This is a genomic window from Actinophytocola xinjiangensis (genome assembly GCF_001921215.1).
GTDB classification, from domain to species: domain Bacteria; phylum Actinomycetota; class Actinomycetes; order Mycobacteriales; family Pseudonocardiaceae; genus Actinophytocola; species Actinophytocola xinjiangensis.
In genome coordinates, this window is record NZ_MSIF01000042.1 from 1 (window position 1) to 20603 (window position 20603).

Below are 20603 nucleotides of genomic sequence, written 5' to 3' on the forward strand. Positions count from 1 at the left end.
CGGCGCGGGGGCGCCCCGAGCCGGCGGCGAGCCGGGGTTCGCCAGGCCGGGCGGGATCGGGGCGGCGGCGGCCGAGCAGGCGGCCCGGTCGGGCGCCGGGCGTGGGCCGGGTGGGGCCGGGATGCCGGCCGGGGGTCGGGGGCAGGGCGAGGAGGACACCGAGCACGAGCGGACGTTCATGTTCGGGCCGGATCCCGACGAGACGTTCGGCAGTGACGTGGCCACGGCGCCGCCGGTCATCGGGGACGAGGTCTACGAGGACCGAGCGCACTAGGAGTCCGCCGTGCGGGTCGAGTTGTCGGTCGAGGTGGTGGCCGGGCTGGTCGAGCGGGAGCGGCTCGGTGAGCCGCATCCGGTGCTGGCCGGTGGGGAGCGGTACGTGTCGCCGAGGGTGGCGGGGCTGGTGGACGAGGTGCTGTGGCGGGAGCTGGCCGACGCGGGGCTCGACGACCGGGACCGGCTGGCCGAGCTGGTCACCGCGATCACCGTCGTGCAGCGGGCGCACCGGGAGTTCTACGGCTGGGTCGCCGCCGGGGACCGGACGTGGGCGACGGTCGCCGCCGCGATCGGGCGGGCGGCGACGGTGGTGACCCGGCGGGGGGATCGGGTGTCGGTGCGGCGGGTCGACGCGCGGCGGCTGGTCGAGGTCGTCGTCGGGGAGTTGCCGGTGGTGCCGGGTGGGCGGGGCGAGTCGATCTCGGTGTCGGCGGCGGAGCTGAGCCCCACCCCGGGGATCCTGCGCCGGCCCACCGACGGGCGGGCGGGGGCGCGGCGGCTGACCGCGCTGCTGGCCGCGCCCCGCCTCGGCGGCGCCACGCTCTACGCCGCGCGGCGCGACGAGCACGGCGCCCGGACGCGGTCGGCGCAGTGGCTCTCGGTGATCGATCTGGCCGAGGGCCGGTGGCTGGTCTACGCCACCGACGCCGGCGGCGACCGGACGGTCAACGCGGTGCCGGCCAGCGCCGCGCTGCTCACCGACAAGCTCACGGCGCTGCCCGGTCGCGCCAGGTGACCAGCACGAACACCACGCCGAGCAGCACGTACAGGCCCATCGCCACGGTGAGGCTGGTGTGGTCGCCGATGGCGCCGATGGCGATCGGGGTCAGCAGGCCGATCTGGCTCACCCCTTCGGCGACGGCCGAGGTCGTGCCGGCCTGACCGGGCCGCAGCGTCAGGTACCTGGCCTGCAGCACGATCCACGCCAGGTTCATGCCAGCGCCGACGGCGGCCGTGCCGAGCGCGGCCGCCACCACGCCGGGCACCGCCAGCAGGATCACCACCCCGGCCGCCAGCAGCACCGCGCAGGGCCGCAGGCCGATGCGGCGGCGGTTGGTCCGCGACGCCCACGCCGCCGCCGCGATCCCGCCGCCCATGCCGGCCGCGGCGGCCAGTGTCGCGACCGCGGGCGACAGTGCGCGTTCGGTGGTCAGGAACGCCACGGCGAAGCCGACGAACGTGTCGTCGAAGGCGACGACCAGCGCGACGAGCAGCCCGGCGACCACCACCCGGCGGTCGCGGGCCACCTCCAGCAGCGCCCGCCACGGCAACCGCTCGTCACCGTCGCCGTCATCGTCGCCGTCGCCGTCGGCCGGTGGGGGGAGTGGTTGGGTGGCCAGCAGCAGGCCGTAGCCGATGAGCAGCAACCCGGCCGCCCAGAACGCGGCCCGCCAGCCCAGACCGCTGCCCAGCGCGGCGACCAGCAGCAGCGGGCCGATCAGGTCACCGATCGCGCCCAGCAGGTTGGACCTGGCCAGCGCCGGCTCCACGTTGTCGCCGGTGACCTCGACCAGCGAGACCTCCACCGCGCGGACCATCGCGTCGCCGGCCAGGCCCATGACCACCACGGCGGTGAACAGCATCCAGAAGCCGTCGGCCGCCGCGAACAGGAACATGCCCAGGCCGTAGCCGACGCCGCCGACGGCGGCCATGACCCGGCGGTTGACGTGGTCGGCGACCACCCCGAGGGGGGTCGCGAGCAGGCCGACGCCCGGGTACAGGGCCAGCAGGACGCCGACCTCGACGTAGCTCAGGCCGACGTCGGCCCGAATGGACTCCACCGCGCCGTAGGGCAGGAACGCCACCGTCTCCTCGACCAGGCCGACGAGCAGCAGCGACGCCACCAACGTCGCGGGAAAGCGGGGTGCTAGTTCAGTTCACCATCGAAACCAGGCGCGCATGCGGACATGCTACCCCCTGGCGTGCGCGTCCAAGATCATCGCGATGGATTCGGTGAGCCGCTTGGCCTGGGCGACGTGCAGCCACTCGTCGGGCACGTGCGGGTTGCTGTCCGAACCCAGCGCCCCGGTGACCACGAACGCCGCCTCCGGGTACGACCGCGCCAGCGTGCCCATGAACGGGATCGAGCCGCCGAGCTGCATCGTGCGCCACCGCTGGCCGGCGAACACCGAGGTGCTCACCTCGTCGAGCGCCGCGTGCAGCCACGCCGGGGCCGGCTCCTGGTTCCAGCCGTCGCCCAGGTCGGGCTCGCCGACGGTGACCTGCGCGCCGTAGGGGACGTCGGTGGTCAGGACCTTGGTCAGGGCGTCCAGCGCGGCCCGCGGGTCGGCGCTGGGCGGTAGCCGGAAGCTGAGCTTGAGGGTCGTCTCCGGCCGCAGGACGTTGCCGGCCTCGGCCGGCCGCGGCAGGCCGGCGGCCCCGATCACCGACAGCGTGGGCCGCCACGCGTTGTTGAGCATCAGCTCGACGTCGTCGTCGGCGACCGGTCGCACGCCGGCCGCCATTGGGAACGCGGCGGCGGCCGCGCCGGGGAACGCGGCGGCCAGCTCCCGCGCCTCGGCCAGCCGCGCGTCGGGGATGGGGCCGTGCAGTTCGGGGACCAGGATCTCGCCGGTGGCCGAGTCCTCGACGCGGTCGAGCAGCTGGCGGATGATCCGGAACGAGCTGGGCACGACACCGCTGGCCATGCCCGAGTGCAGCCCGGCGTCGAGCACCCGCACGGTGAGCGTGAGGCTGACCAGCCCGCGCAGCGACGTGGTCAGCCACAGCCGCTCGTAGTCCTGGCCGCCGGAGTCCAGGCACACCACCAGGGACACGTCACCGAAGCGCGGGCGGAAGGCCTCCAGGTAGGCGGGCAGGTCGGGGCTGCCGGACTCCTCGCTGGTCTCCAGTACGACGATGCAGCGGGCGTGGCTGCCGCCGGCGGCCCGCACGGCCTCGATGGCGGCGGTGGCGGCGTAGCCGGAGTAGCCGTCGTCGGCCGCGCCCCGCCCGTAGAGCCGGCCGTCGCGCAGGACCGGGGTCCACGGCCCGAGGCCCGGTGACCAGCCGCCGACCGGGGGCTGCTTGTCGAGGTGGCCGTAGAGCAGCACGGTGCCGGCGTCGGGGCGCGCGTCGGGCCCGGCGGGCACGTCGAACAACAGCACCGGGGTCCGGCCGGGCAGGCGCAGGACCTCCGCCGTGGCGCCCTCGATCCCGCCGTCGACGCCGCGGGCGACCAGCCAGCGGCGGACGTGTTCGACCGCCGCGTCGAGGTGGCCGGCGGACTCCCAGCTCACGTCGAACGCCGGGGACAGGGCGGGGATCGTGATCAGCTCGGACAGGCTGGTGAGGATCGTGTCCTCCCACAGCCGCTCAACGGTGTCGTGTACCTGTGCGTTGTCCATCCACAGATCCTGCCATCACCACGCGTCGTGCAGGATCGATCGCTCCGGCGGGTCGTCCGGGCGTTCGACCTGCGGTTGTGGCTTCTCGGCGCGCTCGTCAACGGCGGCGGCGATGATCTCGTCCGCGGTACGCACGGCGTCGGCGAGCGACTCCTCCGCCTGCCGTACCCGCGCGTCCCGCCAGTCAGACCCCGACATTCCCGAAGCCTACGACACCCGATCGGTTGTGACGTAGATCACGCAGAGCGCTCGGGTGTGCGCCGCCGCCACCGGCCCCGGCCGGGCGCCCGACTCGGCGCCGGCTCGCGGTGAACTACAGCCAACCCCCTGAGCTGCCACGTTGACTGTGGGTCGAGCGGCGGTATCGCGTCACCCGAATGCCTCGCACTGACGCCCGAATGTCGGTTGTCCAACAGTTTTCGCAGCTCAGCGCATCACCAATGAGTGTGGACCGTTGTTCGAGTCTCACCGGATCGAGCTAACGCATGCCAGGATGGACGGGGAAAACCGTCAGCGTCAGCGGCTGCCTGGACCGGCCCTTACCCGGGCAGGCGACAGTCGACGGCGCGGCCGGCAGCGGACGTCACGAGCGAACGCCCGGCGCCGACACGAGGAGACAACGAATGTCGTCCCCAGAACAGTGGACGCACCCCGAGCCAGGGGTTGGCCCGGCCGCCACCGCGGCCGCACCGACCGCGGAGCAGGTGATCGCGGGCTTGCGAGCGACCAGCGAAGGCGGCCCGGAGCTGGTCCAGCTCCTGACCCCCGAGGGTGAACGGGTGCCGGACTCCCGGTGGGACCCCTACGTCGCCGACATCACCGCCGAGGACCTGCGCGGTCTCTACCGCGACATGGTGCTGACCCGGCGGATCGACCGGGAGGCCAACGCGCTGCAACGCCAGGGCCAGCTGGGCATCTGGGTGCCGCTGCTGGGCCAGGAGGCCGCCCAGATCGGCGCCGGCCGCGCGCTCAAGCCGCAGGACATGGCCTTCCCGTCCTACCGCGAGCACGGCGTGGCGTGGTGCAAGGGCGTACACCCGACCGAGCTGCTCGGCATCTTCCGGGGCACCGACCACGGCACCTGGGACCCGATCGCCAAGCGCTTCCACCTGTACACCATCGTCATCGGCAACCAGGTGCTCAACGCCGCCGGCTACGCCATGGGCCAGCGTTTCGAGGGCAAGGTCGGCGACGACGACGGCGAGGCCACCATGGTCTTCTTCGGCGACGGCGCCACCAGCCAGGGTGACGTGCACGAGGGCTTCGTGTGGGCGTCGGTCTACGACGCGCCGCTGGTGTTCTTCTGCCAGAACAACCAGTGGGCCATCTCCGAGCCGACCGAGCGGCAGAGCCGCCAGCCGCTCTACCAGCGCGCCCGCGGCTACGGCTTCCCCGGCGTGCGGGTCGACGGCAACGACGTGCTGGCCTCGCTCGCGGTGTCGCGTTGGGCGCTGGACGAGTGCCGCCACGGCAACGGCCCGGTGCTGATCGAGGCGTACACGTACCGGATGGACGCGCACACCACCACCGACGACCCGTCCCGCTACCGGCTGGCCGACGAGTTGGAGGCGTGGAAGCTCAAGGACCCGATCGAGCGGGTGCGGGTGAACCTGGTGCGCCACGAGCACGCCGACAAGGAGTTCTTCGACTCCGTGCAGGCCGACGCCGACCAGCTGGCCGCGGAGCTGCGCGAGTTCTGCGTGAACATGCCCGACCCGCCCCGGGACCGGATGTTCTCCCAGGTGTACGAGGAGGGCAGCGACGCGCTCGCCGCCCAGCGCGACGCCTACCTGACCTACGCCGCGTCGTTCGAGGGCGGTGAGCACTGATGGCGACCCCGGTGATGAACCAGGCAGGCGACGAGGCGGCCTCGGCGACCCGCACGGTCACCCTCGGCAAGAGCCTCAACCTCGGCCTGCGCGCCGCGATGGAGGCCGACCCGAAGGTCATCGTCATGGGTGAGGACGTCGGCAAGCTCGGCGGCGTCTTCCGGATCACCGACGGCCTGCAGAAGGACTTCGGCGAGCAGCGCGTGCTGGACACCCCGCTGGCCGAGTCCGGCATCATCGGCACGGCGGTGGGTCTGGCGATCCGCGGCTTCCGCCCGGTGTGCGAGATCCAGTTCGACGGCTTCATCTTCCCCGCGTTCGACCAGATCGTCAGCCAGGTCGCCAAGCTGCACTTCCGCAGCCAGGGCCGGATCCGGCTGCCGATGGTCATCCGGGTGCCGTTCGGCGGCGGCATCGGCGCGGTCGAGCACCACTCGGAGTCCCCCGAGTCGTACTTCGCGCACACCGCCGGTCTGAAGGTCGTGTCGTGCTCCAACGCGGTCGACGCGTACTGGATGATCCAGCAGGCCATCCGCTGCGACGACCCGGTGCTGTTCTTCGAACCCAAGCGCCGCTACTACGAGAAGGGCGAACTGGACGTCGGCGCGACGCCCGACCCGCTGTTCTCCTCCCGCGTGCTGCGCACGGGCACGGCCGCGACGCTGGTCACCTACGGCCCGTCGGTGAAGACGTGTCTGGAGTCGGCGGCCGCGGCCGCCGAGGAGGGCACCGAGCTCGAGGTGATCGACCTGCGGGCGCTCTCGCCGATGGACCTCACCCCGGTGTACGAGTCGGTGCGCAAGACCGGGCATCTGGTCGTGGTGAGCGAGGCGCCGGAGGAGGCGTCGCTGGCCTCGGAGATCGCCGCGCGGGTGCAGCAGGAGTGCTTCTACTCGCTGGAGGCGCCGGTGCTGCGGGTGACCGGTTTCGACACGCCGTACCCGCCGTCGAAACTGGAGGAGCACTTCCTGCCGGACCTGGACCGGGTGCTCGACGCCGTCGACCGTTCGTTGGGCTGGTGAGCGCGGATGCCTGACTACAAGGTGTTCCCGCTGCCCGACACGGCCGAGGGCCTGGTCGACGCGGAGATCCTGACCTGGCACATCAAGCCGGGCGACGAGGTGACGGTCAACCAGATCATCGTCGAGATCGAGACGGCGAAGGCGGCCGTGGAGCTGCCCTGCCCGTGGGCCGGTGTGGTGACCGAGCTGCACGCCCAGCCGGGCGAGACGGTGAACGTCGGCAGCCCCATCGTGACGATCGACGTCGATCCCGGTGGCACGGCCGCCCCGGCGGCGGCTCCCGAGGCGGCCGGTGACCAGAACGGCCAGGCCATGCTGGTCGGCTACGGCCCGAAGGCCGCGACCACGAAACGCCGCGCCCGCAAGGGTTCCCCGGCGGCTCCGGCGGTTCCGGCGGTTCCGGCCGCCGCGCCCGCGGCGGTGGTTGCCCCGCCTGTTCCAGAGGTTCCGACGGTTCCGGACACTCCCGCCGAACTGCTGGCCCTGGTGCCGCTGGCCAAACCCCCGGTCCGCAAGCTCGCGAAGGACCTCGGCGTGGACCTGCGCGCCCTGACCGGTTCCGGCGAGGGCGGCGTGATCACTCGGGCCGACGTCGAGAACGCCGCCACCCCGGCGGCGGCCCCGGCCCCGGTGGCCGCCGGTGCCCGCGAGCGTCGGGTCCCGGTCAAGGGCGTGCGGAAGATGACCGCCCAGGCGATGGTCGGCAGTGCGTTCTCGGCGCCGCACGTCACGGAGTTCCTGACCGTCGACGTGACCCCGATGATGGAGCTGCGCGCGAAACTCAAGTCCCACCCCGAGTTCCGCGACGTGAAGGTCACCCCCCTGGCGTTCGCCGCGAAGGCGGTGTGTCTGGCCGCCAGGCGCACGCCGGACGTGAACGCGCTGTGGGCCGGCGAGGAGATCGTCTACAAGGACTACGTGCACCTGGGAATCGCCGCCGCGACCCCCCGGGGCCTGGTCGTCCCGAAGATCCGCGACGCCGACGGGATGTCACTGCGCGAACTGGCCCAGGCGCTGGAGGAGTTGACCACCACCGCCCGAGCCGGCAAGACGACACCGGCGGACATGCTCAACGGCACGTTCACCATCACCAACGTCGGCGTCTTCGGCGTCGACACCGGCACCCCGATCATCAACCCCGGCGAATCCGCCATCCTCGCCCTCGGCGCGATCCGCGACATGCCCTGGGTGGTGAACGGCGAACTGGCCGTCCGCAAGGTCTGCCAACTGGCCCTGAGTTTCGACCACCGAGTCATCGACGGCCAACAGGGAAGCCAATTCCTCGCCGACGTCGGCGCCATAATGTCCGACCCGGCAATGGCCATAACCTACTGACCTGAATTTTCACGACGGGCCGCTCCCGGTGGGAGCGGCCCGTTTTTGTGCTTTCTGGACAACTTCTGGAAATCAGCCTGATCTCCCGTCACCCGCTGCTACGCTCGCTGCGTTGCGTGGTCACCTGACCACGACGCGTACTACTGGGGGCAGGAAGTATGCAGGACAACGATTTCCACGTGCGCCTGGAGGCGCTGGAGAGGTTCCGGGACACCCTCCGCGAGTCACTTGAGGCCTACGAGCAACTGACGGGCGAGATGATGGCGGTTCACCCGTCAACGGCCGGCGGCAGTCTGGAATCGGTGCTCGGACACGCGATCCTTCCTGGTTCGGCGCGGGTCCTCGAGGCCAGCCGCACGATGCTCGACAACTACGCGGTGCTGTACGAGAAGCTCGCCATGGCCCAGCGCGTGATCATCGCGCGACTGCGTACGGCGGACACGGCTCTCGCGGCGACGCTGGACGAGTACGCGACCCACGAAGGCAGACAGGAAGTGGTGTTCCGCGAGTTGCTCAAGGAATTGCCCGGCGCGGAGGAAGGTGGCGAACGTGGCACCGCCCGAGCGGAGTGACGAACCGGCGGCGGACGGGGTGGCGGCGCTGGAGGAGGCGAGGCTCGACGATTCCCGGATGCGACCGAACGCCGCGCGTCTGGCCGCGTGGGTGGAGTGGCTGCTGCATCCCGAGGAGCACGAGTACGACCGAACGGTCATCTATCCGGACGGCACCAAACGCGAAGAGCCGGGCAGGGTCACCATGGCGAACCCGACGCCCGGGCAGTTCGAACCGATTGAACGGGACTTCGAGTCGGTGGTGGCGCAGTATCCGCTGGTCGCGCAGTACCTGGACGGTATGGCCGCGTTCTCGACCCAGCGGGTCGAAGCGCACGACAGCGTGCTGTCGTTCGGCGCCGCCGCCATCAGGAACGTCTGGTGGCTCGGCGACGCACACATGACGCGGCTGGTCCACGATTTCCCGGACGGTGACGAATGGAGCGGCAAGGCAGCCAGAGCAGCCGATCGCTTCATCGGGGACATGAGCGTGATCGTCACCCAACTGGTGAAGATCGCCCAGGAGTTCGTCGACGTCGGCCCGCAGTACGCGGTGATCGTGAAGGAAGCACGCAACAACTTCGATGCGGCGGCCGCGGCTCTTGTCACGGCATTCGAGGACAAGTTCCACACCAAGACCGCACCGGCTCCGATCGACATCGCCGGAATCGCTCTGACAGCCGTCACAGCGGGTTTGGTCACCTACATGTCAGGTGGCCTGCTGGGACCGGTTCTCCAGGACGCGGCCCTGGCCGCGTGGGCGGCGATGTTCACCGATGCGGCCGGCAAGCTCACCGAGTCGAACACCAACCACGGCACCGTCGACGGCGCACGGTGGATCGAACTGGCACAGACCTACATGCGCACCCAGGCGGAGTTCATGGATGACGCGGTCACCGCGATCAACGGTGTGAACCAGCAACTCGTGGACCTGATCGACCTGTTCGACGATGACAAGGCCGGGCCAGGGCCGCTCCTGGAGAAGTACCGATGATGCGACTGCTGGTCGTCGGTTCGCTCGTGACGCTCACGTTGGCCGGGTGTACCGGCCAGGTCCCCCCGCCACCACCCGACAGAGCCGACATGCCCGCGGTGGAACTCCCGGCGGACCGGGACGAGGCCGCGGTGATCTCGGCGCTGCGGCGGATCGACCTGTGTGCCGTGCTCCGTACCGCAGCCACCTCGGCCGGTGTCGCCGGCTACGAGGCCATGGCGTTCAGTCCGAGCGCCTGCACCCTGCGGCTGCGGGGAGACGACCAGGATCGGGTCACGGTCGGTGTGTCGGGCCTGGACTCGGGCCGACGGCTGGCCAGTCCCGCCGTCGTTCTCGGGGGTGCCAGGGCGTACACCACCAAGGACACCACCGCCTGCGAAATCTGGTTCCCGCTGACTTTCCGGCTGGCGCTCGATCTTCGGCTGGACGCACCGCTGTGCGACCGGGCGAACAAGCTCGCCGCCGGGGTCGCCGCTGCGCTCGCGGATCCGGCCGGAGTGGCGGCCCGGCCTCGGTGGGAGGCGTGTGAGGTGTTGCGGCGGGCCACCGACGCGGAGGTACGGATCGGCAACCTCGACACGTGCACACCGTTGGACGATCCCAACCTCAGGATCGACTTCACGTATCCGACCGACGTCCCGACGTTCAACGCGAAGCGGACCCGGGTCAATGGGGTGGACGTGTGGCTGGAGACCGCGGACCCATCATCGGGCCCCTTCTGCTCGTTGAGTTGGGCTCCTGTTCGCGGACAGTTCGTGGTGCGGGTGGCGGCCACGACCTGCGCCAAGGCCGAGCCGCTGGTCGGACCGGTGGACGCTCTGATGCGGCAACCGCCACCGGACGGTGTTCCACAGGAGCCGTTGCTGTATCCGCCGGACGAGCCGGACCGGGAGTTCGCCGGGGACTGCGCCTTCGCCGATCTCGGCAACCTGCCTCCGCGGGCCTGCGCACCGCACGTCGGAGGGGCGGCGCCCGACAGTGGTGACGCGTTGCGGGCGTCGGACGAACCAGGCGGTGTCTGCGCACTCGCGCGTGACGCGGTGACCCAGGAGTTCGGTGACCAGTTCCGGCCCGTTGTCGTGGCCCCGCGCGGGTACTTCGCCTGCTACTTCGTCACGCCGGAGCGGGTGCTGCAGGTGGAGTTCTCCGTCCGTCCCGACGCCGCGGTCAGTCGCCTGTCTGGTCGCGGCGCGCGCGAGATCGAGGTCGCGGGGCATTCCGGACACGTGACCCCGTACAACGACGGCTACCGGTACCGCGTCGCCGCGTCGACCAACGCGGACGAACCGGGCGTACTGGAACTCAGTGTCGTCCCAGGCCCGGTCGTGGGGGCCGAAGTTCCCGGGGACGCGGGCGACAAGGCTCAGGCTGTGTTGGGCGACATTGTGCGGAAGCATTTCGGTTGAGGGGGGACGGAATTCATCCTGGCGGGTGAACACCGGTGCGGGAAGTGACATCGTTAACCTACTGATCTGAATTTCACAACGGGATCCCCAGTGGGAGCGGCCCTTTTTTGTGCTTTCTGGACAACTTCTGGAAAACAGCCTGATCTCCCGTCACCCGCTGCTACGCTCGCTGCGTTGCGTGGTCACCTGACCACGACGCGTACTACTGGGGGCAGGAAGTATACAGGACAACGATTTCCACGTGCGCCTGGAATCCCTGGCGGAGTTCCAGAAGACCCTCCGAACGGTCCTCGGCGACTACACGAACATCGTCGATCTACTCGACGCCGGGAACCCGACCACCACCACCGGCGGTCCGCAGGAACTGCTGGGGCAGGCCCTTCTTCCCGGTTCGACCAGGGCCTACGAAGCCAGCCGGACACTGATCGACAACTACACGGGGCTGTACAACGACATCAGCTCGGCGCACGACGCGATGATCGCCCGCCTGAGAACCGCGGACGAAGCGCTCACCGACAACCGGGAGGGGTACGCACGCCACGAGGCCACGCGCGAGTCGGCGTTTCGCGACCTGGCCGGGGAACTGCCCGGCACGGCGTGGGGAGGCGACCGTGGCACCGCCGGAACGGAGTGACGAACCTGTCGGCGACGGTGTGGACGCCCTCACCGAGGCGCGCCTGGAGGGATCCCGGATGCGGCCCAACGCCGCCCGTCTCGCGTCCTGGGTGGAGTGGCTGCTGCATCCCGAGGAACACGAGCACGACCGGACGGTCATCTACCCGGACGGCACGCGGCGGGAAGAGCCGGGGCCGGTGACCACGGCCAACAAGACGCCGGGACACTTCGACCCGGTCGAGCTGGAGTTCGAGTCTGTCCTGGCCCAGTATCCCCTGGTCGGGCAGTACCTCGACGGTATGGCCGCGTTCTCGACCCAGAAGGTCGAGCGGACGAACAGCCTGCTGGCGATCGGCGCCGCCGCCATCAAGAACGTCTGGTGGGCCGGCGACACCCAGATGTCGAGGCTGCTCAGCGAGCTGCCGGACGAGGACGACTGGGGCGGCCCCGCAGCGACGGCGCGAGTTCCCGTCATGAGACGTCTCGCGCTGGTCGGGTGCGTCGCGTTGTTCTGGCTCGCCGGGTGCACCGGGGACGAGCCGGTGGACCGGGTCACCGATCGTCCCGTGGTGGACCTGCCGGCCGATCGTGACGAGAACACGGTGGTCACCGCACTGCGGCGGGCGGATCTGTGTTCGGTACTGGGCACCGCGGCCGGGCCGGGTGAGCGGGTGGTGGCGTCGAGCCCGGCCCGCTGTGCGCTGGGCGAACCGTCGCCCGAGGTCGTGCTCCGGGTGGGGACGCTGGATTCGCAGGAGCGGCTCGTCCTCGCGGCGACCGGGTTCTCGGGGGCCAAGGCCTACGTCGACCAACGCCGGACCGACCGGTGCGCGATCCACTTCCCGGTCAGTTTCCGGTTGGCCGTCACGCTGGAGACGACCGGGAACTCGTGTGCCAGGGCCGAGGAACTGGCCGACGGTGTCGCCGCCGGGCTGACGGGGAGCACGGGGGCCGCACCGGTGTGGGAGGCGTGCGCGCTGCTGCGAACGGTTCCCGGGACCGAGCCCGGCCCGGTGGAGGATCTGGACAGCTGCGTCGACACGAGCAGTTCCGCGACGCTGGAACTGGTCTACCCCCAGGACTTCCCGCCCCCGCTGGCGCGACGCGAGACCATCGGTGGCGCCGAGGTATGGGCGACGGTCGACACCGATCCCGACCATCCGTCGTGCGCCCTCGAGTGGGCGCCGGCCGCCGAGCGGCTCGTGGTCCGGCTGCGGGCGACGACCTGCGAGGCGGTGGAGCCGATGGTGGCGCCGATCCACGCCGAGGCACGGACGCCACCGCCGGAGACCACGGCGACGGGAAGGTTGCTGTACGGCCCGGACGAACCAGACCGGCGGTTCGCCGGTGCCTGCGGGTTCGCCGATCTCCGAGGCGCGCGCCCGCAGGCGTGCTCGCCGTTCACGAACGCGCCAGCGGAGGCCGTCGAGAACCCGTTGGACACCGGGGACGAGCCCGGCGCCGCCTGCGCCCTGGCGCTGGCGGCCGTCACAGAGCACTTCGGCGACCTGCGGGCCGTGGTGGTCGACGAGCACGGGACTTTCGCCTGCTACTTCGTCGCGCCGGAACGGTTGGTACAGGTGGAGTTCTCCGTCAGCCCTCGGACGACGTTCGACCAGCGGCCCGGGGCGCGGACGGTCGAGATCGAGGGGCATACCGGGAACGTGTTCACGGAGCGCCCGCCGCGACCCGGCTACCGGTACGTGATCGCCGCGTCGCCCGACAGCGGCGTACTGCGGCTGCGGGTCACCGCCGGCCCGGTCGCCGGCGCCGAACTCGGCGACGGCGGCGCGAAGGCGGAACGCGTGCTCGCGGACGTCCTGCGGCAACATTTCGGTGGCCGACGGTGAAACGGCTGCTGCTCGCCGGCTGCGCCCTGGTCCTCGCCGCGACCGGGTGCACCGCCACACCCCCACCGCGACACGAACAGGAGAAACCGCCCGCGGTCGCGCTGCCCGCCGACCGGGACCCGCGGGCGGTGCTCTCGGCGCTGCGGCGGATCGACCTGTGCGCGGTGCTCGACCGGGGTGCGACCACCGCCGGGATCGAGGGGCACACGGTCCGGGCGGTGTCGCCGTTCGCCTGTGACCTCGACTTCGCCGAACCGCGGTCGTTTCCCGTTCACCTGAGAGTCGACCCGTTGCCTTCCGGGAGCAGGGTGACGTTGCCGTCCACCGTGATCGGTGGTGCGCGTGCGTACGTCTTCAGCGACGGCCCCTGCGACGTCGTTCTGCCGGTGACTTTCACCGTGAGCATCGAGATCATGGACACCGGACGTTCGTGCGCCGAGGCGCAACCGCTGCTCGCCGGTGTCGTCTCCGCGCTCGGTGACCCGGACCGGGTGACAACCGAGCCGAGGTGGACGGCCTGCGAGGTGCTGTCCACGGCTGCTGTCGGGCATCCCAGCACTGACCTGGGACTGGACGGGTGCTCCGACGTGCCGGGGAAACGGGGCTTGTGGTTCGACTATCCGGAGTCCTTCCCCCGGCCGAAGGCCCAGCGGGGGAAGGCCGGGGATCGCTCCGTCTGGGTGTCCACCGATCCGAGCGACTCGACCTGTGATGTCAGCTGGAAGCCGGACGACGGTCCGCTCGCGATCATCGTCCGCGCGGCGACGTGCGACGAGGCGCTCGCCATGGTCGCCCCGGTCGATCGGGTACTGCGCCAGCCGCCGCCGGAGGCACGGCCGCAGCGTCCGCTGCTCTACGGACCGGACGAGCCGGACAGCCCGTTCGCCGGTGCCTGTGCCTACATCGACGGCTTGGGCTCGCCCGAGCAGTGCGCCCCACTGACGCGGGTGCCGATCCCCGGCGCCGGCCAGCAGTTGGTGGACCTGGCGGCCGATGACGTGCAGGTGGCCTGTTCGCTGGCCCTCGACCCGGTCACCGAGCACTTCGGTGACCAGATGCGGGCCGTGATCGTGATGACTGGGGACACGCCCTTCTGTTACTTGGTCACGCCGCGACGGCAGCTGGAGATCGGTTTCACCGTCAGCCGGTCGACGGTGGCCGACGAGCGGCGGGACGGGGCCCGGACGACCGACATCGCCGGACACCGCGCGCTCGTGGCCGACTGCGACGTGATCCTGTGTTCGGTGTCGGTGGCGACCTCGACCGACGCCGAACAGCAGGGGGTGCTGAGCGTCACGATCCGGCGTGGGCCGCTTCGGGGGGCCGAAGTTCCCGGGGACGCGGGCGACAAGGCTCAGGCCGTGTTGGGCGACATTGTGCGGAAGCATTTCGGCTGAGGGGGGACGGAATTCATCCTGGCGGGTGAAGACCTGTGCGGGGAGTGACATCGCCGGCTTGGTAGGGCAGCATCGGTGCCGGTGAGGGCGAGAGTTACACCTTTTCGGGTATGTCTCCCATTCTGAGACAGCACTCGATCGTGTCATTTCTGTCCGGGCGAGATCCTGGTGGGATTTCTGCATGTCGGACAAACACAGTGCGTCGCGGGCCCGGGCGCTGGCCAATGAGTTGCGGGAGTTGCGGCGGGCGGCGGGGATGACCACCAGGCAGGCCGCCGACGCGTTGGGGATCTCTTCGGCCAGCCTCAACCGCAACGAGTTGGGGACTCGGATGCCCTGCGCCGAGGAGGTGTCCGCGCTGCTGGTGATCTACGGGGTGCACGGTGTCGCCCGGGAGCGGGTGCTCGCGCTCGCCAGGGCGGCCAACCCGGCCGGGTGGTGGGAGACCGGGCGCAGCACCCTGCCCCGGCAACTCCCGACGCTGATCACCTTTGAGGCGCAGGCCACGCGGATCACCCACTTCCAGCCGCTGACCGTGCCCGGGTTGTTGCAGACCCACGCCTACACCCGTGCGATCCGGGAGGCCTCCGGCGCCGTCGAGGACGACACCGAGGCGCAGGTCGCCGCGCGGGCGGGGCGGCAGACCGTGCTCACCCGGCCGAAGAACCCGCCCAGCTACGAGGCGATCCTCGACGAGGCCGCGCTGCGCCGGCCGTTCGGCGGGGCGGGGGCGATGGCCGACCAGCTCCGCCACATCGTCGCCGTCGCCGCGTTGCCCAACGTGACCGTTCGGGTGATCCCGTTCAGCCGGGGGAGTTACCCGCTGTTCGGGCCCTACGTCCTGCTCGAGTTCACCCGCGCCCCGGCGATCGTGCACCTGGAACACCGGCAGGCCTCCGGGTTCCTCGACCAGCCCGAGGACACCGACCCGTTCCGGCCGCTCACGGATACCCTCAAGGAGTTCGCTCTCGAACCCGCCGACACCACCGAGTTCCTGGCCAGGTTGGCCGCCGAGTACGACGAGAGGTGAGCATGCCCTTCCGGGATGCCGTGTGGCGCAAGTCCAGCTTCAGCAACGAGACCGAGTGTGTCGAGGTCGCCCGTGACCGCCGCGTCGTCGGTCTGCGGGACTCGAAGAACCCCGGCGGCGGGCGGCTGACCGTCCCGGCCGCCGCGTTCCAGGCGCTTCGCCAGGCATTCGTCCGCTGACGTCCGGTCTGTCCTGGTACCGTCCCGCGTGCCTGGGGACGGCACGAAGGACACGGCCATGTGGTTGCGCGTACTCGGACCGGTCCACCTCACCCGGGCCGGCGTCGACGTTCCCGCGCCGGCCGGGCTGCGGGGCACGCTGCTCGCCATCCTGCTCGCGGCGCCCAACGAGCTGGTCCCGGTCGGTGTCCTCGTCGAGTCGCTCTGGCCGGACGCGCCGGTCGACCTGGACGCCCAGCGGTTGCAGATCCACATCTCCCGGTTACGCGGCCTGCTCGGCGACGCCGAGCGCATCACCTTCGAACACGGCGGCTACCGGCTGCGGGTCGCGCCCGGCGAGCTGGACGCGCAGCGGTTCACGACGCTGCTCGACGAGGCCACCCAGCTCGCCGGCGACGACCCGCGGCGCTGCGCCACGCTCGTGGACACCGCGCTGGACCTGTGGCGCGGCCCGCCCTTCGGCGGCCTCGACACCCCGGTCCTGGCCGCCGAGGCCGCGCGGCTGACCGAGCTGCGGCACTTCGCCGTCGAGCTGCGCTGCGAGGCCGCTCTGCGGCTGGGCCGGCACGCGGCGATCGTCGCCGAGCTGACCGATCTGGTCGCCGAGCACCCGCTGCGCGAACGGCTCCAGGGCCTGCTGATGACCGCGCTCTACCGCTCCGGCCGCCAGGCCGAGGCGCTGGAGGTCTACCGCGCCGCGCGCACGGTCCTGGTCGACGAGCTCGGCCTCGAACCGGGACCGGAGCTGCGGGCCATCGAGACCCAGATCCTCAACGGCGACCCCGTCACCGCCGTCGCCCCGGCCGGCGGGACACCCCCGGTGCCGGCCCAACTCCCTTACCGCACCTCGGGATTCGTCGGCCGCGACCGGGAGCTGGCCGAGCTGGACGCCGGCCTCGACCGGGGTGACCCGCTGTGGGTGGTGGCCGGCACCGCCGGGGTCGGCAAGACCGCGCTGGCCGTGCACTGGAGCCAGCGGGTACGTGACCGGTTCCCCGACGGCCAGCTGTTCGTCGACCTGCGCGGCTACGACCAGGGCAACCGGCCGGTCACCGCGCACGAGGCCCTCGGGCGCCTGTTGGAGGCACTCGGCGCCGCTCTGCCGCACGACCTGGACGAGCGCGCCGCGCGGTGGCGCACGCTGGTCGCCGGGCGACGGATCCTGCTGGTGCTGGACAACGCGGCCACCGTCGACCAGGTGCGCCCGCTGCTGCCCGGCACGCCCTCGGTCCTCGCGCTGGTCACCAGCCGCCAGGCGCTGCCGGGGCTGGCGGCGCGCGAGGGCGCGCGGCGGCTGGACCTCGACCGGCTGCCGGCCGGCGACGCGCACATCCTGCTGCGCACGCTCATCGGCGGCCGGCGCGACGCCGGGGCCGACCAGATCGACGAGCTGACCGGGCGGTGCGCCCGGCTGCCGCTGGCGCTGCGGGTGGCCGCCGAGCTGGTCAACTCCCGACCGGGGACCGGGATCGCCGAGCTGAACACCGAGATCGCCGACGCCGCCGACGCGCTGGACCTGCTCGACGTCGACGGCGACGACCAGGCCTCGGTGCGGGCGGTGCTGTCCTGGTCCTACCGGGGGCTGCCGCCCGACGCGGCCCGGCTGTTCCGCCACCACGGCCTGCGCACCGGCCACGACCTCGACACCCACGCCCTGGCCGCGCTCGCCGGCACCGACCCCCGCGGCGTGCGCCGGCCGTTGGAGGTCCTGGTGCGCGGCAACCTGCTGGAACGCGCCGACGGCGGCCGGTTCCGCTCGCACGACCTGCTGCGCGCCTACGCCCTCGAACTGGCCGCCGCCACCGAGACCGACGCGCAGCGCGACGCCGCCCGCGACCGCCTGTTCACCTACTACCTGCACGCCGCCGCGAGGGCGATGGACGTTCTGGTCCCGTTGGAGGCCAGTGCCCGCCCGGCGCTGCCGGCCGACCCCGGCGTCGCCCTGCCGGACTTCGCCGACGCCGCCGGCGCCCGCGCCTGGCTGGACCGGGAACGGCCCAACCTGGTCGCCGCCACCCGGCACGCCACCGGTGCGGCGCCCACCCTGATGGCCGGCGTGACCTGGCGGTACCTGTTGCTGGGCGGGCACTTCGACGACGCGGAGACGTTGCAGACGCTGGCGCTGGCCGCCGCTCGCCGGCACGGCGACGACCAGGCGCAGGGCAACGCGCTGCGCGTGCTGGGCCTGGTCTTCGGCCGCTACCAGGGCCAGACCGACCGCGCGCTGCGGTACACCGAGCAGGCGCTGGCGGTCTACACCCGCACCGGCCACGTGTACGGGCAGGCCGCGTCGATGTCCAACCTCGGCGACCTGATGCTGCGCCAGGGCCGGCTGCGGGCGGGGCTGGCCGCCGTGCTGCGCTCGATCGACCTGTTCGTCGCCTGCGGGCGCCCGGAGTTGCAGGACTCCTCGCTCGGCGCGGCCGCCAACGCCTATCGCTGGCTCGGCGAGTACGACCGGGCGCTGGAGTTCAGCCAGCGCGCGCTGGAACTGTCCGCCCGCCACGACAACGTGACCGACAGCGGCTACACCCTGCGCGACCGGGCCCTCGTTCACCTGCGGCTCGGTGACCTCGCCAGCGCGGACACCGACCTGCGGCAGGCGCTGGCGATCGCCGACGAGCAGGGCATTCCGACGCTGCGCGGGGAGGTCGTGCAGAACCTGGGCACCCTGCACGCGGCGCGCGGCGACCACGACCAGGCCCGTGCGGCCCACGAGGAGGCGCTGCGGATCGGCCACGAGGTCGGCGACCCGTGTCTGCGGGCGACCGCGCTCAACGGGCTGGCCGTGCTCGACCGCGCCGCCGGTGACCCGGCCGCCGCGCTGCCGCGCAACACCGAGGCGCTCGCGCTGGCGACCCTGGCCGAGGACCGGATCGAACGCGCGCACTCGCTGACCGGCCTTGGCGACACCCACCACCAGCTCGGCCGGCACGACCAGGCCCGCGGGCACTGGCAGGCGGCGTGGGAGATCTACGCCGACATGGGCACGCCGGAGGCCGGGCGGCTGCGTGAGCGGCTCTCCGGCTGAGCGGTTCAGTCCCGGTCCGGCGCGTGCGCCGTCGGCGGCTGCACCTCCCAGGCGTCCGGGTTGCCCACGTCGGTCGGCAGCGTCGGCGGGACCGGGAAACCGTCGGCGGAGATGTCCAACGAGATCAGGTTCCGCCGGAACTCGCCCATGATCCGCATCGACTCGGTGACCGCGGCGTTGACCGTGTCGATCGCCCCGCTGACGGCGTCGGGCCAGGTGAACGGGTTGAACAGGCCGACGCAGACGCTGGCCGCGTCGAGGATCGCCCCGACGGCCACGGCGTGGGTCTGGTAGACCAGCGAGACGGTCTCGCCGAGCATGGTGCCGATCTCGGCGAACTTCGTGGCGGCGGCGCCGCAGGAGGCGATCATGCCGTTGAGGTAGGCGTTGAACCCGTCCATCGCGCCGCCCTGCCAGTACACCTCGACCCTGGCCTGGCCGTTGAGCAGGTCGGTGCCGGCCTGCAACGCCGGCTCCTGGGCCGCGCCCCACGCCAGCGCGAGTGCCTGGGCGGTCTCGAAGTCCCCCAGCAGCGCACGGACCGTGTCGATCATCGCCTGGGCAGCCGCGGTGAAAGCGCCCTGGACCGAGCACATCATGTCGATGGTCTCGGCGGCGCCGAGCACGATCCCCGCCTCCTCCTCGGGGAACTCCTCGGGGTCGAGGGTCGCGACGTCGCTGAAGCCCCGACCGGGATCGTCGTACTGCGTTCCTGGTTGTGGTGATGTCATGCCGTCCCCCCTCAGTCCTCGAGTTCTTCCTCGACGTAGCCGAACTTCTCGTAGTACTCGGCCTCCTGCGCCTCGTAGGTCGCGGCGACCTCGCGCAGGACCAGGTCGGCCGACACGAACGACTCCATGACCGCGCCGACCTTGGTGACGATCTCGGTCAGCACCTCGTTGTAGTCACCGGGATAGCCCTCGGCCTCGCCGAGCGCGCCGAGGGTGAACGAGTCCATCGACCACTGCTTCATCGAGATCCGCAGGTCGCTCCACACGTTCGCGACGTCGCCGATCGTGCGCGCCATGTTCGTCAGCGCGCCCGGAACTACTTCGTACCCGGCCACTGCTGCCTCCGCTGCTCGACCAACCGGTGGTGGACCGCGTCCTGGACGGCGTTGACCGCCTCGACGAGGTAGCGGGCGACGCTGTCCTGGCTCATCACGCGCAGGACCCGGCCGTCGAGGCTGACCTCGGTCAACCGTCCGGTCTCGTCGGCGCCGACGACGCCCAGCCCGACGCCCACCAGCACCTGGGCGAAGTGGTCGTGCCGGGCGTTTCTCGGTGGGGCGTCCTGCTCGGGTTCCAGGTCGTACAGGCGCATCAGTCCGCTCACCGGCGCCCGCCGATCATCCTGGCGCGGATCAGCGCGCGGCACTCGTGCAGTGCCCGGTCCCGCGCGACGTTGACCGCCTGCGCGATCTGCTCGCCGAGGATCCCGCCGTGCCCCCTGGTCAGGGCGGTTCTCGGTATCCGCAGGTCGACCAGCCGCCCCCGGTGGTCGACGGCCGCTTCGACGGTGCCCTCCGCCGAGCGCGCGGTGACCGGTGCTCCGGCCAGCTCGGCGTCGACCGACGTGACGGCGCCGCGCAGGCGCTCGGTGTGCGCGGCCAGTTCCCTGGCCATCCGGGACAGGGTGTCGACCATGTCCGCTCCCCTCGTGGTGGTGATCCCAACGCCGAGGATGATCGGACAGGCCGCTGTCCCTGCGCTGTCCCCGGCGCTGTCCTCCCGCACGTACT

At 71.7% G+C, this 20603-nt stretch carries 20 protein-coding genes and 1 pseudogene; 14 read left to right on the forward strand and 7 right to left on the reverse strand.

Annotated elements, in window-relative coordinates; genetic code table 11:
• Together BLA60_RS44485 and BLA60_RS40220 are read left to right on the forward strand one after the other, a co-directional pair.
• Positions 1-274: pseudogene (locus tag BLA60_RS44485) on the forward strand (hypothetical protein); the annotation flags it as partial.
• A gap of 9 nt (positions 275-283) precedes the next feature.
• Entirely contained in the window at positions 284-1012 is a 729-nt protein-coding gene (locus tag BLA60_RS40220; protein WP_075138358.1) for an ESX secretion-associated protein EspG, read from the forward strand.
• Here the strand turns inward: BLA60_RS40220 and BLA60_RS40225 are convergent.
• The 3 genes from BLA60_RS40225 to BLA60_RS40235 all read right to left on the reverse strand — a co-directional run bounded on the left by BLA60_RS40225 (position 984) and on the right by BLA60_RS40235 (position 3821).
• On the reverse strand, positions 984-2120 hold the full coding sequence (locus BLA60_RS40225) for an MFS transporter (RefSeq protein ID WP_075138359.1): 1137 nt from the start codon (positions 2118-2120) through the stop codon (positions 984-986). The genes BLA60_RS40220 and BLA60_RS40225 overlap by 29 nt on opposite strands.
• 66 nt (positions 2121-2186) lie before the next feature.
• Positions 2187-3623 (reverse strand): M20/M25/M40 family metallo-hydrolase, encoded by a 1437-nt coding sequence (locus BLA60_RS40230; protein WP_075138360.1) that lies wholly within the window; start codon positions 3621-3623, stop codon positions 2187-2189.
• 15 nt (positions 3624-3638) lie between these two features.
• Complete coding sequence (locus BLA60_RS40235; RefSeq protein WP_075138361.1) at positions 3639-3821, reverse strand: hypothetical protein; 183 nt, start codon at positions 3819-3821, stop codon at positions 3639-3641.
• 425 nt (positions 3822-4246) lie between these two features.
• Here BLA60_RS40235 and pdhA point away from each other — a divergent pair, with 425 nt between their 5' ends.
• The 12 genes from pdhA to BLA60_RS40295 all read left to right on the forward strand — a co-directional run bounded on the left by pdhA (position 4247) and on the right by BLA60_RS40295 (position 18862).
• Positions 4247-5452: a pyruvate dehydrogenase (acetyl-transferring) E1 component subunit alpha gene (pdhA, locus tag BLA60_RS40240; protein WP_075138362.1), complete on the forward strand. Its 1206-nt coding sequence runs from the start codon at positions 4247-4249 to the stop codon at positions 5450-5452.
• Positions 5452-6474 carry an alpha-ketoacid dehydrogenase subunit beta gene (locus BLA60_RS40245; protein WP_075138363.1) on the forward strand — a complete coding sequence of 341 codons (1023 nt, stop codon included), beginning with the start codon at positions 5452-5454 and terminating at the stop codon, positions 6472-6474. Before pdhA ends, BLA60_RS40245 begins: the two co-directional genes overlap by 1 nt.
• A 6-nt stretch (positions 6475-6480) precedes the next feature.
• Complete coding sequence (locus BLA60_RS40250; protein ID WP_075138364.1) at positions 6481-7809, forward strand: dihydrolipoamide acetyltransferase family protein; 1329 nt, start codon at positions 6481-6483, stop codon at positions 7807-7809.
• A gap of 158 nt (positions 7810-7967) precedes the next feature.
• Positions 7968-8381: a hypothetical protein gene (locus BLA60_RS40255; protein ID WP_075138365.1), complete on the forward strand. Its 414-nt coding sequence runs from the start codon at positions 7968-7970 to the stop codon at positions 8379-8381.
• Positions 8359-9354: a hypothetical protein gene (locus tag BLA60_RS40260; protein WP_154814952.1), complete on the forward strand. Its 996-nt coding sequence runs from the start codon at positions 8359-8361 to the stop codon at positions 9352-9354. Before BLA60_RS40255 ends, BLA60_RS40260 begins: the two co-directional genes overlap by 23 nt.
• Positions 9351-10760 (forward strand): hypothetical protein, encoded by a 1410-nt coding sequence (locus tag BLA60_RS40265; RefSeq protein WP_154814953.1) that lies wholly within the window; start codon positions 9351-9353, stop codon positions 10758-10760. The genes BLA60_RS40260 and BLA60_RS40265 overlap by 4 nt, the downstream gene beginning before the upstream one ends.
• A gap of 241 nt (positions 10761-11001) precedes the next feature.
• Positions 11002-11394 carry a hypothetical protein gene (locus BLA60_RS40270; protein WP_075138368.1) on the forward strand — a complete coding sequence of 131 codons (393 nt, stop codon included), beginning with the start codon at positions 11002-11004 and terminating at the stop codon, positions 11392-11394.
• Positions 11372-13225, forward strand: a complete 1854-nt coding sequence (locus BLA60_RS40275) for a hypothetical protein (protein ID WP_075138369.1) — start codon at positions 11372-11374, stop codon at positions 13223-13225. The genes BLA60_RS40270 and BLA60_RS40275 overlap by 23 nt, the downstream gene beginning before the upstream one ends.
• A complete protein-coding gene (locus tag BLA60_RS40280; protein WP_075138370.1) occupies positions 13222-14622 on the forward strand; it encodes a hypothetical protein in 1401 nt (466 codons plus the stop codon). Before BLA60_RS40275 ends, BLA60_RS40280 begins: the two co-directional genes overlap by 4 nt.
• Positions 14623-14803: 181 nt before the next feature.
• The gene (locus BLA60_RS40285) at positions 14804-15652 is read left to right on the forward strand and encodes a helix-turn-helix domain-containing protein (RefSeq protein WP_075138371.1); all 849 of its coding nucleotides are present in this window, start codon (positions 14804-14806) and stop codon (positions 15650-15652) included.
• Positions 15653-15654: 2 nt separating this feature from the next.
• The gene (locus BLA60_RS40290) at positions 15655-15831 is read left to right on the forward strand and encodes a DUF397 domain-containing protein (protein WP_075138372.1); all 177 of its coding nucleotides are present in this window, start codon (positions 15655-15657) and stop codon (positions 15829-15831) included.
• 58 nt (positions 15832-15889) lie between these two features.
• Complete coding sequence (locus tag BLA60_RS40295) at positions 15890-18862, forward strand: AfsR/SARP family transcriptional regulator (RefSeq protein ID WP_075138373.1); 2973 nt, start codon at positions 15890-15892, stop codon at positions 18860-18862.
• Between the two features lie 5 nt (positions 18863-18867).
• On the opposite strand, the gene BLA60_RS40300 is transcribed toward BLA60_RS40295, so the two are convergent.
• From BLA60_RS40300 to BLA60_RS40315, 4 genes are read right to left on the reverse strand one after another with little or no spacing between them, the layout of a single operon-like run.
• Positions 18868-19593, reverse strand: a complete 726-nt coding sequence (locus BLA60_RS40300; protein ID WP_075138374.1) for a hypothetical protein — start codon at positions 19591-19593, stop codon at positions 18868-18870.
• A gap of 11 nt (positions 19594-19604) precedes the next feature.
• Complete coding sequence (locus tag BLA60_RS40305; protein WP_075138375.1) at positions 19605-19889, reverse strand: hypothetical protein; 285 nt, start codon at positions 19887-19889, stop codon at positions 19605-19607.
• Between the two features lie 20 nt (positions 19890-19909).
• Positions 19910-20185 (reverse strand): hypothetical protein, encoded by a 276-nt coding sequence (locus BLA60_RS40310; RefSeq protein WP_154814955.1) that lies wholly within the window; start codon positions 20183-20185, stop codon positions 19910-19912.
• A gap of 8 nt (positions 20186-20193) precedes the next feature.
• Positions 20194-20508: a YbaB/EbfC family nucleoid-associated protein gene (locus BLA60_RS40315; RefSeq protein WP_075138377.1), complete on the reverse strand. Its 315-nt coding sequence runs from the start codon at positions 20506-20508 to the stop codon at positions 20194-20196.
• Positions 20509-20603 lie beyond the last annotated feature (95 nt).

Excerpts from the sequence above, each read along its gene's own strand:
- BLA60_RS40295 (WP_075138373.1), top strand. The coding sequence starts at position 15,890 with ATGTGGTTGCGCGTACTCGGACCGGTCCACCTCACCCGGGCCGGCGTC.
- BLA60_RS40300 (WP_075138374.1), bottom strand. The coding sequence starts at position 19,593 with ATGACATCACCACAACCAGGAACGCAGTACGACGATCCCGGTCGGGGC.
- BLA60_RS40265 (WP_154814953.1), top strand. The coding sequence starts at position 9,351 with ATGATGCGACTGCTGGTCGTCGGTTCGCTCGTGACGCTCACGTTGGCC.
- BLA60_RS40230 (WP_075138360.1), bottom strand. The coding sequence starts at position 3,623 with ATGGACAACGCACAGGTACACGACACCGTTGAGCGGCTGTGGGAGGAC.
- BLA60_RS40245 (WP_075138363.1), top strand. The coding sequence starts at position 5,452 with ATGGCGACCCCGGTGATGAACCAGGCAGGCGACGAGGCGGCCTCGGCG.
- BLA60_RS40250 (WP_075138364.1), top strand. The coding sequence starts at position 6,481 with ATGCCTGACTACAAGGTGTTCCCGCTGCCCGACACGGCCGAGGGCCTG.
- BLA60_RS40255 (WP_075138365.1), top strand. The coding sequence starts at position 7,968 with ATGCAGGACAACGATTTCCACGTGCGCCTGGAGGCGCTGGAGAGGTTC.
- BLA60_RS40315 (WP_075138377.1), bottom strand. The coding sequence starts at position 20,508 with ATGGTCGACACCCTGTCCCGGATGGCCAGGGAACTGGCCGCGCACACC.
- BLA60_RS40285 (WP_075138371.1), top strand. The coding sequence starts at position 14,804 with ATGTCGGACAAACACAGTGCGTCGCGGGCCCGGGCGCTGGCCAATGAG.
- pdhA (WP_075138362.1), top strand. The coding sequence starts at position 4,247 with ATGTCGTCCCCAGAACAGTGGACGCACCCCGAGCCAGGGGTTGGCCCG.
- BLA60_RS40235 (WP_075138361.1), bottom strand. The coding sequence starts at position 3,821 with ATGTCGGGGTCTGACTGGCGGGACGCGCGGGTACGGCAGGCGGAGGAG.
- BLA60_RS40305 (WP_075138375.1), bottom strand. The coding sequence starts at position 19,889 with ATGGCGCGCACGATCGGCGACGTCGCGAACGTGTGGAGCGACCTGCGG.
- BLA60_RS40290 (WP_075138372.1), top strand. The coding sequence starts at position 15,655 with ATGCCCTTCCGGGATGCCGTGTGGCGCAAGTCCAGCTTCAGCAACGAG.
- BLA60_RS40310 (WP_154814955.1), bottom strand. The coding sequence starts at position 20,185 with ATGCGCCTGTACGACCTGGAACCCGAGCAGGACGCCCCACCGAGAAAC.